This is a genomic window from Pseudomonas sp. Irchel s3b5, from assembly GCF_900187435.1.
GTDB lineage: Bacteria > Pseudomonadota > Gammaproteobacteria > Pseudomonadales > Pseudomonadaceae > Aquipseudomonas.
Genome location: NZ_FYDY01000017.1, coordinates 1 through 15,607, shown reverse-complemented (window position 1 = coordinate 15,607; position 15,607 = coordinate 1). Strand labels below are relative to the sequence as shown.

The 15,607-nt window shown below is 60.9% G+C and carries 15 protein-coding genes and 3 pseudogenes; 13 read left to right on the top strand and 5 right to left on the bottom strand.

The genetic code is table 11. The features are described 5' to 3' along the window. Positions 1-101 precede the first annotated feature (101 nt). From CKW15_RS17685 to CKW15_RS17670, 4 genes are read left to right on the top strand one after another with little or no spacing between them, the layout of a single operon-like run. Positions 102-410, top strand: coding sequence for a PepSY domain-containing protein (locus CKW15_RS17685; protein WP_095059173.1), 309 nt, complete (start codon positions 102-104; stop codon positions 408-410). Next, positions 410-730, top strand: a complete 321-nt coding sequence (locus CKW15_RS17680) for a PepSY domain-containing protein (protein ID WP_095059172.1) — start codon at positions 410-412, stop codon at positions 728-730. The genes CKW15_RS17685 and CKW15_RS17680 overlap by 1 nt, the downstream gene beginning before the upstream one ends. A 3-nt stretch (positions 731-733) precedes the next feature. Next, on the top strand, positions 734-1,402 hold the full coding sequence (locus CKW15_RS17675) for a response regulator transcription factor (RefSeq protein WP_095059170.1): 669 nt from the start codon (positions 734-736) through the stop codon (positions 1,400-1,402). After that, positions 1,399-2,712: a sensor histidine kinase gene (locus CKW15_RS17670; RefSeq protein ID WP_095059169.1), complete on the top strand. Its 1,314-nt coding sequence runs from the start codon at positions 1,399-1,401 to the stop codon at positions 2,710-2,712. Before CKW15_RS17675 ends, CKW15_RS17670 begins: the two co-directional genes overlap by 4 nt. A 150-nt stretch (positions 2,713-2,862) precedes the next feature. Here CKW15_RS17670 and CKW15_RS17665 read toward each other — a convergent pair whose 3' ends face one another. The 3 genes and pseudogenes from CKW15_RS17665 to CKW15_RS29115 form a co-directional block, all read right to left on the bottom strand. Next, positions 2,863-4,539 (bottom strand): MFS transporter, encoded by a 1,677-nt coding sequence (locus tag CKW15_RS17665; RefSeq protein WP_095059167.1) that lies wholly within the window; start codon positions 4,537-4,539, stop codon positions 2,863-2,865. Positions 4,540-4,793: 254 nt separating this feature from the next. Then, positions 4,794-5,387, bottom strand: a pseudogene (locus CKW15_RS29120) (methyl-accepting chemotaxis protein); the annotation flags it as partial. Positions 5,388-5,651: 264 nt separating this feature from the next. Next, positions 5,652-6,722, bottom strand: a pseudogene (locus CKW15_RS29115) (HAMP domain-containing protein); the annotation flags it as partial. 568 nt (positions 6,723-7,290) lie between these two features. Between CKW15_RS29115 and CKW15_RS17655 the strand changes: the two are divergent. Further along, positions 7,291-8,607 carry a Na+/H+ antiporter family protein gene (locus tag CKW15_RS17655; RefSeq protein WP_177408835.1) on the top strand — a complete coding sequence of 439 codons (1,317 nt, stop codon included), beginning with the start codon at positions 7,291-7,293 and terminating at the stop codon, positions 8,605-8,607. Positions 8,608-8,719: 112 nt separating this feature from the next. On the opposite strand, the gene CKW15_RS17650 is transcribed toward CKW15_RS17655, so the two are convergent. Continuing rightward, positions 8,720-9,652, bottom strand: coding sequence for a LysR family transcriptional regulator (locus tag CKW15_RS17650; protein ID WP_095059160.1), 933 nt, complete (start codon positions 9,650-9,652; stop codon positions 8,720-8,722). 112 nt (positions 9,653-9,764) lie between these two features. Between CKW15_RS17650 and CKW15_RS17645 the strand changes: the two genes are divergently transcribed. The 3 genes from CKW15_RS17645 to CKW15_RS17635 all read left to right on the top strand — a co-directional run bounded on the left by CKW15_RS17645 (position 9,765) and on the right by CKW15_RS17635 (position 10,961). Next, positions 9,765-10,259 (top strand): DMT family transporter, encoded by a 495-nt coding sequence (locus CKW15_RS17645; protein WP_095059159.1) that lies wholly within the window; start codon positions 9,765-9,767, stop codon positions 10,257-10,259. Next, positions 10,259-10,714, top strand: a complete 456-nt coding sequence (locus CKW15_RS17640) for a DMT family transporter (RefSeq protein WP_095059157.1) — start codon at positions 10,259-10,261, stop codon at positions 10,712-10,714. Before CKW15_RS17645 ends, CKW15_RS17640 begins: the two co-directional genes overlap by 1 nt. A gap of 88 nt (positions 10,715-10,802) precedes the next feature. Next, positions 10,803-10,961 carry a metallothionein gene (locus CKW15_RS17635; protein ID WP_082344443.1) on the top strand — a complete coding sequence of 53 codons (159 nt, stop codon included), beginning with the start codon at positions 10,803-10,805 and terminating at the stop codon, positions 10,959-10,961. Positions 10,962-11,017: 56 nt separating this feature from the next. Here the strand turns inward: CKW15_RS17635 and CKW15_RS17630 are convergent, their stop codons facing one another. Next, a complete protein-coding gene (locus tag CKW15_RS17630) occupies positions 11,018-11,245 on the bottom strand; it encodes a DUF6555 family protein (protein WP_095059155.1) in 228 nt (75 codons plus the stop codon). A 102-nt stretch (positions 11,246-11,347) separates the two neighbouring features. Here CKW15_RS17630 and CKW15_RS17625 point away from each other — a divergent pair, with 102 nt between their 5' ends. From CKW15_RS17625 to CKW15_RS17605, 5 genes and pseudogenes are all read left to right on the top strand, one after another. Further along, positions 11,348-12,127, top strand: a complete 780-nt coding sequence (locus CKW15_RS17625) for a helix-turn-helix transcriptional regulator (RefSeq protein ID WP_095059153.1) — start codon at positions 11,348-11,350, stop codon at positions 12,125-12,127. Positions 12,128-12,220: 93 nt separating this feature from the next. After that, a complete protein-coding gene (locus CKW15_RS17620; RefSeq protein ID WP_095059152.1) occupies positions 12,221-13,177 on the top strand; it encodes a zinc-binding alcohol dehydrogenase family protein in 957 nt (318 codons plus the stop codon). Positions 13,178-13,267: 90 nt separating this feature from the next. After that, positions 13,268-14,302, top strand: coding sequence for a selenide, water dikinase SelD (selD, locus tag CKW15_RS17615; protein WP_095059150.1), 1,035 nt, complete (start codon positions 13,268-13,270; stop codon positions 14,300-14,302). Further along, positions 14,302-15,426 carry a tRNA 2-selenouridine(34) synthase MnmH gene (mnmH, locus tag CKW15_RS17610; RefSeq protein ID WP_095152509.1) on the top strand — a complete coding sequence of 375 codons (1,125 nt, stop codon included), beginning with the start codon at positions 14,302-14,304 and terminating at the stop codon, positions 15,424-15,426. The genes selD and mnmH overlap by 1 nt, the downstream gene beginning before the upstream one ends. Positions 15,427-15,446: 20 nt before the next feature. Beyond that, positions 15,447-15,607: pseudogene (locus CKW15_RS17605) on the top strand (IS256 family transposase); the annotation flags it as partial.

The following is a 15,607-nucleotide window of genomic DNA, read 5'->3' as shown; positions in this document are numbered from 1 at the left end:
AGGGGGTTGGATGTGGCCAATGATGGCCATTCAGTTTCAATTAAGTTCATCCAGTTAACGTGGCTCGCGTACGCAACACCGAAAAGAATACGGAGACACCCATGAAAACCCTGACTGCCCTGTTCACCGCGTCCATCATCGGCTTGGCCGCCAGTGTTACCCACGCCCGTGACCTTGGCCCTGATGAAGCCCTGAGACTGCGTGACGCTGGTACCATTGTGTCTTTCGAGAAACTCAACGCCACCGCACTGGCCAGACATCCCGGCTCGACCGTGACGGAAACCGAACTGGAAGAATCGTACGGCAAGTACATCTACCAGGTGGAACTGCGCGATCCGCAGGGCATTCACTGGGATCTGGAATTAGACGCGGTCAGCGGGCAGATACTCAAGGATCATCAGGATTCGTAATGAAGGTGTTTTTTTCAAACCGATGTTCCGGCGCTCGAATCGCCCTGGTGCTTCTGGCATTTTGCTCGGTGGTGATGGCCCGCGACCTGGATCAGGACGAAGCCCTGCGCCTGCGTCAACAGGGTGTGATCATGCCGCTGGAGCAATTGCTGCAGCAGGCACTGGACCGCTACCCCGACGCGAAACTGCTGGAAGCCGAGCTTGAACAGAAGCACGACGTCTACATTTATGAAGTCGAGTTGCTGACCGCCGAAGGCGTGGTCCGCGAACTGGACTTCAGCGCCACCACCGGCCAACTGATCAAAGACAAGGAAGATTGACCGATGCGTTTGCTCCTGGTGGAAGACCACGTCCCCCTCGCGGACGAACTGTTGGCCGGCCTCAACCGTCAGGGCTATGCCGTGGACTGGTTGGCCGACGGGCGCGATGCGGTGCATCAGGGCAGCACCGAGCCGTATGACCTGATCATCCTCGACCTCGGTTTGCCGGGGATGCCGGGGCTGGACGTACTGGCGCAATGGCGAGCGGGCGGCCTGGCGACCCCGGTGCTGATTTTGACCGCACGCGGTTCCTGGGCTGAACGCATCGAAGGGCTCAAGGCCGGTGCCGACGATTACCTGACCAAACCGTTCCATCCCGAAGAGCTGCATTTGCGCATTCAGGCGCTGTTGCGCCGCTCCCACGGGCAGGTCAATCAACCGACCCTCCAGGCTGCCGGGCTGCATCTGGACGAAGGTCGTCAATGCGTAGTCCGCGACGGCGCCGACATTCAACTGACAGCTGCGGAATTTCGCTTGCTGCGTTATTTCATGCTGCACCCCGAGCAGATCCTCTCCAAAAGCCATCTCGCCGAGCACCTTTACGACGGCGAAACCGAGCGCGATTCCAATGTGCTGGAAGTCCACGTTAACCACTTGCGGCGCAAACTCGGCAAAAGCGTGATCGAAACCCGTCGTGGCCAGGGTTATCTGTTCGGTGGGCAAGCCCGGTGAGGTCGATCCAGCGCCGCTTGAGTCTGGGTTTGATCAGCGTGATGGTGATCGTCGGCCTGGTGCTGGCGCAATCAAGTTTGTGGCTGTTCGAAATGGGTTTGCAGCGCTACCTCGAAGCCGGGCTGCGCAACGACAGCGAGAGCCTGCTGCTGGCGCTGGTGCGAGGCCCGCAAGGCTTGCAGCTGGACGAGCGGCACCTGTCGCCGGCCTATCAGCGGCCATTCTCCGGGCATTATTTCCGCATCGACTTTGCCGACAACCATTGGCGCTCTCGTTCGTTGTGGGACCAGGAACTGCCGCAACTCGATCAGCCGGGCCTGCACAGCAATCTGCAACTGGGGCCCGAAGGGCAGCAACTGTTGGTGTTGCGCACGGACTATCGGCGCCTCGGTCAATCGATTTCCATCAGCGTCGCGCAGGATTACACGCCCGTGCGCGAGAGCTTCCGGCGTATGCAGCAACTGGGTCTGGCGCTCGGACTGGCGGGCTTGCTGCTGATTTTGCTGCTGCAGCGCATCACCGTGCGCCGCGCCTTGCGACCGCTGGAAAAGGCCCGCGAGCAAATCGCGCAGTTGCAGCAGGGCCAGCGTTCGCAACTCGATGATCAAGTGCCGGTGGAGCTGGAACCGCTGGTGGCGCAGATCAACCATTTGCTGGCGCACACCGAAGACAGTCTCAAGCGCTCGCGCAATGCCTTGGGCAATCTCGGTCATGCCCTGAAGACGCCGCTGGCGGTGTTGTTGAGCCTGGCCTCAAGCGAACAACTCGATGCGCACCCGCAACTGCGTAAAGTCCTCAAGCAGCAACTGGAGCAAGTCCAGCAGCGGCTCAATCGCGAGCTCAATCGGGCGCGGCTGTCCGGCGATGCGCTGCCGGGGGCGCTGTTTGATTGCGACGCTGAACTGCCGGGATTGCTCGCAACCTTGAACATGATCCACGGCGAACATCTGGCGTTGAGTTATCGCGCACCGGCCGGTTTGCAGTTGCCGTGGGATCGCGAAGACTTGCTGGAACTGCTGGGCAACTTGCTGGACAACGCTTGCAAATGGGCGGATGCCGAAGTGCGGCTGAGCGTTGTCGAGACGGCCGAGGCGTTCGAACTCAGCGTTGAAGACGATGGCCCGGGCATTCCCGAAAATCGCCGCGATCAGGTGTTCAGTCGCGGCACGCGGCTGGACGAGCAAACCGACGGGCATGGGTTGGGGTTGGGCATCGTGCGCGACATCGTTGACACCTGGGGCGGCCGGTTGTCGCTGCTGGAGAGCGAGTGGGGCGGGTTGAAAGTGCTGATCGAATTGCCGAAGCGCTAAATTCGACAGCTACCTGAATCACCATCATAAAAACACCTTGTGGCGAGGGAGCTTGCTCCCGCTGGACTGCGTAGCAGTCCCTTTTTTGGGGCCGCTTCGCACCCCAGCGGGAGCAAGCTCCCTCGCCACAGGATTTTTTCACGCCCTGTCTCAGGTGTGATGAATCTCCCGATCCTTGGTTTCGGGCATGAAGAAAATCCCCAGCACGGCCGTCATCACCGCGATGACGATCGGGTACCACAGCCCGTAGTAGATATCCCCCGTGGCCGCCACCATGGCGAATGCCACTGTCGGCAGGAACCCACCGAACCAGCCGTTACCGATGTGATAAGGCAGAGACATCGAGGTGTAGCGGATGCGCGCCGGAAACAGTTCCACCAGCCACGCGGCAATCGGCCCGTAGACCATGGTCACGTAGATCACCAGGATGGTCAGGAGCAGCAGCACCATCGGATAGTTGGTCTTGGCCGGATCGGCCTTCTCTGGGTAACCGGCGTCCTTTAGGGCCTTGGCGAGGTTCGCGGTGAAGGCATCGTTCTGGGCCTTGAAGTCGGCGGCCGGCATGCCGGTGCCCTCGAAGCTCTGGATCACGTTCTCGCCAATGCGCACTTGTGCCACGGTGCCCGGCTCGGCCTTCACGTTCTTGTAGGGGATGGCCCGTTTGGCCAACACGGTCTTGGCCAGGTCGCAGGAACTGGTGAATTTGGCCTTGCCCACCGGGTCGAACTGGAACGAGCACTGATCGGGATTGGCGACCACCGTGACCGGGTTCTTCTCCTGCGCGATGAACACGTCGGGGTTACCGTACTGAGTCAACGCATGGAAGATCGGGAAGTAGGTCAGGGCCGCGATGATGCACCCGGCCATGATGATGCCCTTGCGCCCGATGCGGTCGGACAGGCTGCCGAAGATGACGAAGAACGGCGTGCCGATCAGCAGCGAGCCGGCAATCAGCAAGTTCGCGGTCTGCGGGTCGATCTTCAGCGTCTGCAACAGGAAGAACAGCGCATAGAACTGCCCGGTGTACCAGACAACGGCCTGGCCGGCGGTGCCGCCGAGCAGGGCCATGATCACGATCTTCAGGTTATCCCAGCGCGCGAAGGATTCGGTCAGCGGTGCCTTCGACGATTTGCCTTCGGCCTTCATTTTCAGGAACACCGGCGATTCGTTGAGCTGCAAGCGGATGTACACCGAGACAATCAGCAGCAGGATCGACAGCAGGAAAGGGATGCGCCAGCCCCAGGCTTCGAAGGCTTCAGTGCCCAACACGGTGCGGCAGGTGAGGATCACCAATAGGGACAAAAACAGGCCGAGGGTCGCAGTGGTCTGAATCCATGAGGTGAAAAAACCCCGTTTGCCTTTGGGCGCATGTTCGGCCACGTAGGTCGCCGCGCCGCCGTACTCACCGCCCAACGCCAGACCTTGCAGCAAGCGCAGGGTAATCAGTATGACCGGTGCCGCCACGCCAATGGTCGCGTAGCCCGGCAGCAAGCCCACCACAGCCGTGGAAACACCCATGATCACGATTGTGATGAGGAAGGTGTGTTTGCGCCCGATCATGTCGCCCAGTCGCCCGAACACAATTGCCCCGAAAGGCCGGACGGCAAAGCCTGCGGCGAAGGCGAGCAATGCAAAGATGAAGGAAGTGGTCTCGTTGACGCCGGCGAAGAAGTGCTTGGCGATGATCGCGGCGAGGGAGCCGTACAGGTAAAAGTCGTACCACTCGAACACGGTGCCCAACGACGAGGCGAAGATGACCTTGCGCTCCTCCTTGGTGATCCCGCGATTGGGTGTGCTGCCCGTGGTTGTATTGTCGATTGCCGCCATGAGTGTTCTCCGTAGTGCTTGTTTTAGGCCGGAGTACCTCTCAATTGTTGCCGCACCCTGGCCCTGGGGCTGATGTCATCGGATTACGGATTGCGCGAAGCCTGCATGCAGGTGGACGCCTGGCATCGCTGCAAGGTTCCTTGAAGCTTAATCAGGTTTTGGTAGATATCCACTCGCCATCATTGAGTGCGGACACAAAACCTGTAGGAGCGAGCAAGCTCGCTCCTACAGTAGTTAACGTTGCAGTAGCAGGCTTAAACGCGGAACTGATCCATCAAGCTCTGCTGCTGATTGGCCAGGCTGTTGAGTGACTGGCTGACCCGTGCCGATTCGTTGGCCTGGCCCGACAGCGACTCGGTCACGTCACGAATGGTCGCGACGTTATTGTTGATCTCCTCGGCCACAGCGCTCTGTTCTTCGGCGGCGCTGGCGATCTGCATGTTCATGTCGTTGATCACCGTGACCGCGTCGCCGATCTGGCGCAGTGCCGTCACGGCCTGACCGACTTGCTCGACGCTGCCCTGGGCCTGGCGATGGCTGTTGCTCATCGAACCCACCACCTCTTGGGTGCCGGTTTGCAGTTGTTCGATCACCACGCGGGTTTCTTCTACGGATTCCTGGGTTCGCCGCGCCAGATTGCGTACTTCGTCGGCCACCACGGCGAATCCGCGTCCAGCTTCACCGGCCCGGGCCGCCTCGATCGCGGCGTTGAGCGCCAGCAGGTTGGTCTGTTCGGCGATGGCGCGGATCACTTCCAGCACTGAACCGATTTTTTCGCTGTTGGCCGCCAGGCCTTCGACTTGAACCATTGCCGCGCTCATGTCGGCGGCGAGGTTGTCGATGCTGGCGGTGGTGCGGTCGATCACGGTCAACCCCTGGCGGGTCGCCTGATCGGCATCGCGGGCGGCGTGGGCCGCTTGCGCGGCGCTGCGGGCGACGTCCTGGGCGGTGGCGCTCATTTCGTGGGACGCGGTGGCCACCTGATCCACCTGACGGTATTGCTGCTCCATGCCGGCGCTGGTCTGGGCGGCGATGGCGGAGGACTGGTCAGCGGTGCTGCGGGCGTCCTGCACCGAGCGTTTGACGTCGGCAATGATCGGTTGCAGCTTGTCGAGGAAACGGTTGAACCAGCCGGCCAACTGGCCCAGTTCATCTTTTTTGTCATAGGCCAGGCGCCGGGTCAGGTCACCTTCGCCGCTGGCAATGTCTTCGAGCATGTGCGCCACGCCGAGAATCGGTTTGGTCACGCTGCGGGCCATCAACCACACCAGCAACAAGCCGATCAGCGCCGCGAGCGCGCCAAGGCCGAGTTCCATCAGGGTGCCGGCGGCGTTGCTTTCATCCAGTTGTTTTTTCAGCGCTTCGGCGGGTCCGACCAGGACCTTCTCCGGTACATCGAGCAGTACACCCCAGGACTTTCCGCCCGGAATCGGCTGGAACGGCGCCAGCACTTTCAGTTGTTGATTGCTGTGCAGGCTGGTGGTCGCGCTGCTGGTGGCGAGCAGGTGCAGCAACTCGGTACCGCTGGTCTTGTCGACGGCATCCAGACGCTGGCTGAGTTTGCTGGCGTCTGGGCTGTAACCGGCCAGCAAACCGGCCGGGCTGATGATGCTGACGTTGGTCTGGCCGTCGTAGAGTTTTTTGCTCGCGCCCTGACTGAGGGTTTGCAGGCTGTTGAGGTTGATGTCCACCGACAGCGAGGCAATCACCTTGCCGTTGACCATCAGCGGGAAAACGATACTGGTCATCAGCACGTTCTGGCCGTCGATCTCATAGAAGTACGGTTCGATCACGCACGGCTTGAGCGTTGTGCGAGGGCACGTGAACCAGGCGTTGGCCGGTTCACCGCTGGGGCCGGTGCGGGTGTCGGCCATGTCTGATTCCGGCAGGGCCATGGAGGTCACTTTGCCTGGCGTCGGTTGCGACCAGTACAGGGCAAAACGGCCCTTGTCGTTGCTGCCCAGATCCGCCTGACCGCTGAACAACTCGTCCTTGCCGTCCAGCCCATTGGGTTCGAACACCAGCGACAGGCCGAGCAGTTCCGGGTTGGCTTGCAGGGCCGACTTGACCTGACGGGTCAGGTCTTCGCGCAGGTCGAAGGCATCGAGAAAACGCTTCTCGGCCTGGTCGCGCAGAAACAGCACCTGGCGTGAAAAACCATGCCCGTACTGATACGCGTCCATGAACTGCTGGCGAATGCCCAGCGCCTGATTTTCGCCCTGGGACTCGATCCGCGCCTGAGCCGATACGTTCAACATCTCCATGCTCGAGGCTTTCACCAGCGCGGAGCTGTGCTCCATGCGATACAGCGAAAGACCCACCAGCAGGGTCACGACACCGGCCAGGCAGAGCCCGGCCAGCAGGGTGATTTTCCATTGAATGGAAAGTTGTCTGAGTGACATGGAGGAGTCCTTTATTCGATAAATATCTGAGACTTTGCACTGTAACGGCCGTCATTCGGCTTTCTTTATCCAACCGTTCAAATAAGCCTTGTTACAGATATTGTGGCGAGGGAGCTTGCTCCCGCTGGGGCGCGAAGCGGCCCTTCCTGCGCCTGAATTACGACTGTTGCACAGCCGAGCGGGAGCAAGCTCCCTCGCCACAGGGTAATCAGTCTGAGCTCTACTGCTTTGACACCGGAGCCGCTGTGCGGCAAAGTGCGCGCCCTCTAATAAAACCCATATTTCAATCTGCTGGCGGCTTACACAGACTGCCGGCCGGACTCTTTTCGCTTGCTCAGAGGTAACGATGATTAATGCAGTAATTGCCGCGGTTGGCGTCATGCTGGTCCTCAGCCTGTCCCGCGTGCATGTGGTGATCGCGCTGATCGTCGGCGCGCTGGTGGGTGGTCTGACCGGCGGCCTGGGCATCGAGGCGACGCTCAAGGCGTTCAACAGCGGCCTGGGCGGCGGCGCGACGGTTGCGTTGTCCTACGCCTTGCTCGGTGCGTTCGCCGTGGCGATTGCCAAGTCTGGCCTGGCCCACGCTTTGGCGGACAAAGCCCTGGCGATGGTTGACCGTCAGCACGCGACCGGCGGCGGTCAGGTCAAGTGGCTGTTGATCGGTTTGCTCTGGGTGGTGGCCATTGCCTCGCAGAACATCCTGCCGATACATATCGCCTTTATCCCGTTGCTGGTACCGCCACTTTTATATGTGCTGACCAAGCTGCAACTGGATCGTCGACTGATCGCCTGCGTCATGACGTTCGGTCTGATCACGCCGTACATGTTCCTGCCGGTGGGCTTCGGCAACATCTTCCTCAATGAAATCCTGCTGGCCAACGTTGCCCGCAGCGGCGTGGACATCAGTGGGGTCAACGTAACCCACGCCATGGGCATTCCGGCCCTGGGCATGGTGGCGGGCCTGTTGATCGCGTTCATCAGCTACCGCAAGAAGCGCGTCTATGACCTGGCGAAAATCGAGCAAGTCGAGCAGGTCGCGGTGCAATACAACCCGTTGAGCCTGATTGTCGCCGGCGTGGCCATCGCCGCGGCGTTCATCATTCAGTTGCTGCTGGACTCGATGATCATCGGCGCGCTGGCCGGGTTCCTGATTTTCTCGGCTTCGGGCATCGTCAAATGGCGTGACACCGACGATCTGTTCACCGAAGGCATGAAGATGATGGCGATGATCGGTTTCATCATGATCGCCGCCTCGGGGTTTGCCGAAGTGATGAAAGCCACCGGCGAGGTGCAAACGCTGGTCGAGTCGTCGGCGTCGTACATCGATCACAGCAAAGGCATCGGTGCATTGTTGATGTTGCTGGTCGGTTTGCTGGTGACCATGGGCATCGGCTCGTCATTCTCCACCGTGCCGATTCTGGCGGCGATCTTTGTGCCGCTGTGCGTGCAACTGGGCTTCAGTCCGTTGGCGATTGTCTGCATCGTTGGAACCGCCGGCGCGTTGGGTGATGCCGGTTCGCCTGCTTCGGACTCGACCCTCGGCCCGACTTCCGGCCTGAACATCGACGGTCAGCACCATCACATCTGGGACACCGTGGTCCCGACGTTCCTGCACTACAACCTGCCATTGCTGGTGTTCGGCTGGGTGGCCGCGATGGTCCTGTAACCCGGTTCCCCCTTGTTGGAGCGAGCTTGCTCGCGATGGCGGTGAAACCGTCAGCATCTAATTCGCTGACAGACCGCCATCGCGAGCAAGCTCGCTCCTACAGGTATAGCCGTCAGGGTCTGTCCCAATACGGCACGTCACCAAAACACTCCACAAAGAAATCGATCACCGTCCTGACCTTCACCGACAAACGCCGGCTGCCCGGCCAAAGCACGGCGATCTGTTGCGGCTCCAGACTGTTGGACACCTGATAATCCTCCAGCACCGGTACCAACGTGCCGTCGCGTACCGCCTCGCCGATCAACCATGACGGAAACATCACCAGCCCCAGGCCTTGCTCGGCGGCTTGGGTCAGTGTGTCGGCGTGGTTACCGGTGATCGGGCCTTTTACCGAATAAGCGGTCCACTCCTGAGCCTGGCGGAAAAACCAGCGCTGCTGACCGGTCGCGCCTTTGTACGCCAGGCAGTGGTGAGCGACGAGTTCGGCGGGATGTTGTGGCGTGCCATGCCGTTTGAGGTACGCGGGACTCGCCGCCACCTGAAAGCGATGAGGGGCCAGAATCCGCGCCTGCATGCTTGAGTCGTGCAACGGACCGATGCGAAACAGCAGGTCAGCGCCTTCCTGCAACGGGTCGACATAGTGATCGGTCTGCTGGATATCCAGCTGCAGTTTCGGGTAGCGCTCGCACAACCGCCCCAGCCACGGGCTCAGGTGCCGTTGACCGAACACCACTGGCGCATTGATGCGCACCAGTCCACTGGGTTCGCTTTGCTGTTCCTGCAACGCCTGTTCGGCTTCCTCCAATTGCACCAGCACCAGGCGCGCATGCTGACCGAGCACGCGCCCCGCTTCGGTGGGTGTGACGGCGCGGGTGTGACGGTAGAGCAATTGCTGGTTCAGGGCCTGCTCCATCAACTGGATTTGCCGGGAGATCGAAGAGGGCGCCAGGCCCTCGCGGCGAGCCACTTCGGAAAAACTGCCATGATCGAGCACCGCGACGAACAGCCGAAGTGCCTTGAATCCCAGTTCATTGAGGCCGCGCATAAGAAGTCCTGCTGTGCGAGTTGCGCAAAAGTGTTGTCAGGATGCTCCCATTTATCGCACAGCTTCGCCAATCGATAATGCGCGCCATTGTTCACTTTCACAGGAATTTTCCATGCAGTCTTCTTCAACCCTGGAGGTGGGTGCGATGCCGGCAACGGCCGTCAGCCCCGGTCTGCGCTTGCTGCTGTTGCCACTGGTGATCCTTGCCGGAATGGGTTTGTCCGTAGAAGCCGGGTTGCTCGGACCATTGGGTGGGCAGGTCGGGCATCTGTGGGCAACGTTGAGCATTTTCGGTGTCGGTTCGGCGATTCTGTTTTTGCTGTTGTTGTTCAGCGGTCCACAACGCGGTCCTGCCTTCAGTCAGTTGCCGCGCTGGCAATTGATCGGCGGATTCCTCGGGCCGATGTACGTGGTGGTGCTGACCCTGGCCACGCCGCATATCGGCATTGCAATGACCATGATCGCCATCCTGTCCGGGCAGGTCGGCAAGAGTGTGTTGATCGACCACTTCGGCTGGTTCGGTGCCACCCGGAAGAAGATCAACGCTGAGCGTTGGTTGGCCTTGCTGCTGATCGTCGCGGCACTTGTCTTGATCGCACGGGGCTGATGATGAATCTGATAATTCTGTTGTCCGTGGTGGTTGCGGCCGGTGCGGTGTTGAGTGTGCAGGCGGCGATCAATGGTCGTCTCGGTGAAACCGTGGGCGTCTTGCGCAGCAGTTTGCTGACCTTTGTGGTGGGCGCCGTGAGCACCGGGTTGCTGGTTCTGTTTTTTGAACCGGCCCATGCGGTAAGCCTGTTGGATGTACCGAAATGGCAACTCGGCGGGGCGCTGTTCGGCGTGGTTTACATGGTGGTGATGGTCGCAGCTGTCCCGCGAGTGGGGGCCGCGGTGGCGACCGTCGCGGTGATCGTCGGGCAGTTGGGGATGGGCATGCTGATCGACCAGTTTGGCTGGCTGGGCAATCCGGCGATCGAGTTATCCAGTAGCCGGCTGCTTGCGATGGTCTGTCTGGGCCTGGCCCTGGTGTTCATGTATCGCAGCAGTGTGCGCCAGGGGTGACTTAGCGCCTTTGCGTCCGACTTCTACACTGGTATTACGGGTCGCATTGTCGAGACCCCGACGACCACCACCCAGAGGAGTCGACTCCATGACTGATGACCGCACCTGCGATTGTCCGAAATGCAACTGCAAGCTCGGCGAGCATCCGATTGTGCGACACGGCAAGCACTATTGCTGTGAAGCCTGCGCCAAGCACCACGAGCACGGTGAAGAATGTGTCCATCAAGGATGCAAGTGTGCCCACTGACCGCCTGAATGAAAGTGGAGCCTGTTCAGGCTCCATTTCCCGATGGTTGCCGGGCGCTAGTTCGCCGAACGCCACTTGACGTTCTCTACCCCGAATTTCTCCGCCATCGGTTTGCTGGTCTTTTGCACCTTCTCACGGCCAAAACGAGGGATTCGCCCCACCCCCGCATCACAACTCGCCCAATGCCAGGCATCCGCGTTGTCCAGTTTATCCAGACGGATAATGAACGACTTGGGTGCGCCATGGAGGGTGTATTCAATGACGAAAAGTTTTGCGCTGTTCATAAAGCCTCTGCTCCTCCCTGTTGTACATAGAAGGATCGTTTGCCACCCGGAAAATTCCTTCGGATTGCCGGGCGGTGGCGGCCGGTTCGTCGCCTCGCTACCATGGCCCTCGCAACGCCACCCGACCTGAGTGACACCGCTGTGCCCGTGCAACCGCTGGCGCGCACCTACCCGCGCGGGTTGTTCATCGAGCCCCATGAGCATGTCTGGGGGCAGCTGCTGTATGCGATGAGCGGCGTGATGTGGGTCGAGACGCCGCACGAGGCATTGGTGGTCCCGCCACAACGGGCCGTCTGGTTGCCGCCCGGCGTTCCCCACGGGATTCGCGTGGTGTCGGACCTGCAAATGCGCAACATCTACCTGCGCCCGTCCCTGGCGGCGACGCTGGATGACAGTGTGCAGGTCATCGAAGTCGGCGGGTTGCTGCGCGAGCTGATCGTCGGCCTGGTGGAGCAGGGCGACGACGGTGCGCCGGAGTATTACGAGGCATTGGTGGGCCTGGCGTTGCTGGAACTCAAGCGAGCGAAACGCTCACAGCTGAAAATCCCGCTGCCGGACGGTTCCGACCGACGGCTGATGAATCTGTGTCAGGCGGTCATGGCCGCGCCTTCGCTGGACATTCCCTTCGAGCAGCACGCAGAAAACGCCGGGGCCAGCGTGCGCACCCTGGCGCGGTTGTTCAAGGACGGTCTGGGCATGGGCTTCGCCGAGTGGCGGCGTCAGGTGCAACTGGTGACGGCGGTGGCCGAGCTGATTCAGGGCGTGCCGGTCAGTGCGATTGCCCGGGCGTTGGGCTATTCGCCGAGCAGCTTCAGCGACATGTTCCGCCGGGAACTGGGGGGCACGCCTTCGCAGTTTGCCTTGGCGCAATGCCACGGCTGAAACGATGCTTTGGCCGATATTCAGAAGCACTTGGCCGATGCTCGCCGACACTGATCTCTAGAATCGGTACATCCCTGTTCGATGGATGTACCCATGAAAGCATTGCAGTTCGATAAAACCGGCGACCTCTCGGCCCTGCGCTACGTTGACGTGGCCACGCCCGTTCCTGGCGCCGATGAAGTGCTGGTCGAGATCAAGGCCGCGGGCCTCAACCCCAGCGATGTGAAGAATGTGCTGGGGCGCTTTCCCTACACCACGCTGCCGCGCATCCCGGGACGTGACTTTGCCGGCGTGGTGGTGGCAGGCCCGCAGGCGTTGATCGGTCAGGAGGTTTGGGGCACCGGGCGGCAGCTGGGCTTTTTTGCCGACGGCACCCATGCGCAGTTCGTCAAATTGCCGGCCAATGGCGTGGCGCTCAAGCCTGTTCACCTGAGTTTCGCCCAGGCCGCCAGCCTCGGCGTGCCTTACACCACGGCATGGGATGCGCTGGAGCGCAGCCTGGTAACGGCCGGGACAACGTTGCTGGTGATCGGTGGCGGGGCGGTCGGCAGTGCCGCGCTGGCGCTGGCCAAGGTGCGGGGCGCCCGGGTGCTGGCAGCGGCGCGACGACCGGAACAGGTCAAGGACTTGCAGGCTCAGGGTTATCAGACGATTCAGTTGGACAAGCCTGAAGACCTCGGCGCGCAGGTCAACGCCGTGTATGCCGGTGGCGCCGAAGTGATTTTCGACACCACCGGTTTCTGGCTGCCTGCATCGGTTGCGGCCCTGGCAACCTTCGGCCGTATTGCGATCATTGCCGCGCCGGTGGACGGTCATGTGCAATTGCCAGCCCTGGGTTTGTATCGCAAGGGCGGCTCGGTGGTCGGGATCAATTCGTTGTTGTATGGCGTGCAGGCCTGCGCGGCGATGCTCGATCAGTTCGGCAAGTTCTTCGATGAGGATTTGTTGCCATTGCCACAAGGGTTGCTGGAGTCGCCATTGGCCGAAGGGCTGGAGCGTTATGCCGAGGTGAATCAGGGACGTGGCGATAAAGTGATCCTGCTGCCCTGACCCGCTCCCACAGGGTCCGTGGTTGCGTAACGCCTTGCGTATGCCTCGCTCTGTTAGAATCGGCCTCATTGACCCCATGAGGCTCCCCTGATGAGCGAACCAATTCGCCTGACCCAATACAGCCACGGCGCTGGATGCGGTTGCAAGATCTCCCCTCAAGTACTGGAAGTGATTCTGGCCGGTAGCGGGGCGCAGAACCTTGATCCGAAGCTCTGGGTCGGCAATGCCTCGCGTGATGACGCGGCGGTGTACGCCATCGATGAAGAACGCGGTGTGGTTTCGACCACCGACTTTTTCATGCCAATCGTCGATGATCCATTCGATTTCGGGCGTATTGCCGCCACCAATGCCATCAGCGACATCTACGCCATGGGCGGCGATCCGTTGATGGCGATTGCGATTCTGGGCTGGCCGGTCAACGTGCTGGCGCCAGAGATTGCCCGGGAAGTAATTCGCGGCGGGCGTTCGGTGTGCGACGCGGCGGGCATTCCGTTGGCGGGTGGGCACTCCATCGACGCGCCGGAGCCGATCTTTGGCCTCGCCGTGACCGGTCTGGTAGAAAAACGCCACATGAAACGCAACGACACGGCCACCGCCGGTTGCTTGCTCTACCTCACCAAACCCTTGGGCATCGGCATCCTCACCACGGCCGAAAAGAAGGGCAAATTGCGCAACAGCGACATTGGCCTGGCCCGTGACTGGATGTGCACCCTGAACAAACCCGGTAGCCGTTTTGGCAAGCTCGACGGCGTGACCGCGATGACCGATGTCACCGGTTTCGGCCTGCTCGGCCACCTGGTGGAAATGGCGGACGGCAGTCAGCTCACCGCGCGTATTGAATATGACCGTGTGCCGCGCCTGCCGGGGGTCGAATACTACCTCGAACAAGGCTGTGTGCCGGGCGGGACACTGCGCAACTTCGACAGCTATGCGAGCAAGCTCGGCCGTCTTCAGGAACTGCACAAACGCGTGCTTTGCGACCCGCAGACCAGCGGTGGCTTGCTGATTGCCGTAACGCCCGAGGGCAACGAGCAATTCCTCGCCGTGGCTGCCGAACTGGGTCTGAACCTGGAACCCATCGGTGAACTGGTCGAGCGACAGAGCAACGCGGTCGAGGTGTTTTGATGTTTGCCGACTGCACCGATTACCGCGACATCTTTCTCAACGACCGGCCGATGATGGACGCCCGTGCGCCGGTCGAATTTTCCAAGGGTTCGTTTCCCGGGGTGGTCAACCTGCCGCTGATGAACGATCACGAGCGGCAACGCATCGGCACCTGCTACAAGCAACACGGTCAGCAGGCGGCCATCGTGCTGGGACATCAGTTGGTGTCTGGCGCCATCAAGGCCGAACGCATCCAGGCCTGGGCCGATTTTGCCCGGGCGCACCCTGACGGCTATTTGTATTGTTTCCGTGGTGGGCTGCGCTCACAGATTGTCCAGCAGTGGCTCAAGGACGAGGCGGGCATCGAGTACCCGCGTGTCGGCGGCGGCTACAAGGCCATGCGCACCTTCCTGCTCGATACGCTGGATCAAGCGATTGCCCAGTGTGATTTCGTCCTGCTGGGCGGCATGACCGGCACCGGCAAGACCGAAGTGCTGACGCAACTGCGCAACGGGCTGGACCTTGAAGGCCACGCCAATCACCGTGGCTCCAGCTTCGGCAAGCGCGCCACCGGGCAACCCTCCAACATCGACTTTGAAAACCGCCTCGCCGTGGACGTGCTGAAAAAACGTGCCCAAGGCATCGAGCAATTCGTGCTGGAAGACGAGAGCCGCGCCGTCGGCAGCTGCGCGCTGCCATTGCCGCTGTTTCAGGGCATGCAGCAGTTTCCGATGGTCTGGCTGGAAGACAGCCTGGAAGGGCGGGTCGAGCGGATCCTGCGCGATTACGTGGTGGACTTGTGCGCGGAGTTCATCGACGTGCATGGCGATCAAGGTTTTGCGCTGTTCGCCGAGCGCTTGCTCGAGAGCCTGAACAATGTGCAGAAACGCCTGGGCGGCGAACGTCACCGGCGGATGCTGATCTTGATGGAAGACGCATTGGCCGAGCAGGGGCGCAGCGGTGCGGTGGATTTGCACCGGGGCTGGATCGAAGGGTTGCTGCGCGAGTACTACGACCCGATGTATGCCTTTCAGCGGGAGAAGAAAGGGTCGCGGATCGAGTTTGCCGGGGAGCGCGGGGCGGTGCTTGAGTATTTGCGGGAGCGGGTCAGCCGGGGGTGTCAGAAATTTTGTGTTCGGGCATAACATGAGTAAGAGGTGCATGTATGCCAACCAAAAAGAAACCCGCGTTGCGAGAACTACCGAAAATCCCGAAAGAGCTGCTCGAGCAATTCACCGATGGACCGATGACCGCTGAAGCCATTGAGGACGCCTCTGCGGCGTTCAAGAAGGCTTTGATCGAGCGAGCCCTCAGTGCTGAGCTTGG

Excerpts from the sequence above, each read along its gene's own strand:
- selD (WP_095059150.1), top strand. The coding sequence starts at position 13,268 with ATGAGCGAACCAATTCGCCTGACCCAATACAGCCACGGCGCTGGATGC.
- CKW15_RS17685 (WP_095059173.1), top strand. The coding sequence starts at position 102 with ATGAAAACCCTGACTGCCCTGTTCACCGCGTCCATCATCGGCTTGGCC.
- CKW15_RS17650 (WP_095059160.1), bottom strand. The coding sequence starts at position 9,652 with ATGCGCGGCCTCAATGAACTGGGATTCAAGGCACTTCGGCTGTTCGTC.
- CKW15_RS17665 (WP_095059167.1), bottom strand. The coding sequence starts at position 4,539 with ATGGCGGCAATCGACAATACAACCACGGGCAGCACACCCAATCGCGGG.
- CKW15_RS17625 (WP_095059153.1), top strand. The coding sequence starts at position 11,348 with ATGGCCCTCGCAACGCCACCCGACCTGAGTGACACCGCTGTGCCCGTG.
- CKW15_RS17620 (WP_095059152.1), top strand. The coding sequence starts at position 12,221 with ATGAAAGCATTGCAGTTCGATAAAACCGGCGACCTCTCGGCCCTGCGC.
- CKW15_RS17645 (WP_095059159.1), top strand. The coding sequence starts at position 9,765 with ATGCAGTCTTCTTCAACCCTGGAGGTGGGTGCGATGCCGGCAACGGCC.
- mnmH (WP_095152509.1), top strand. The coding sequence starts at position 14,302 with ATGTTTGCCGACTGCACCGATTACCGCGACATCTTTCTCAACGACCGG.
- CKW15_RS17675 (WP_095059170.1), top strand. The coding sequence starts at position 734 with ATGCGTTTGCTCCTGGTGGAAGACCACGTCCCCCTCGCGGACGAACTG.
- CKW15_RS17630 (WP_095059155.1), bottom strand. The coding sequence starts at position 11,245 with ATGAACAGCGCAAAACTTTTCGTCATTGAATACACCCTCCATGGCGCA.
- CKW15_RS17640 (WP_095059157.1), top strand. The coding sequence starts at position 10,259 with ATGATGAATCTGATAATTCTGTTGTCCGTGGTGGTTGCGGCCGGTGCG.
- CKW15_RS17635 (WP_082344443.1), top strand. The coding sequence starts at position 10,803 with ATGACTGATGACCGCACCTGCGATTGTCCGAAATGCAACTGCAAGCTC.
- CKW15_RS17680 (WP_095059172.1), top strand. The coding sequence starts at position 410 with ATGAAGGTGTTTTTTTCAAACCGATGTTCCGGCGCTCGAATCGCCCTG.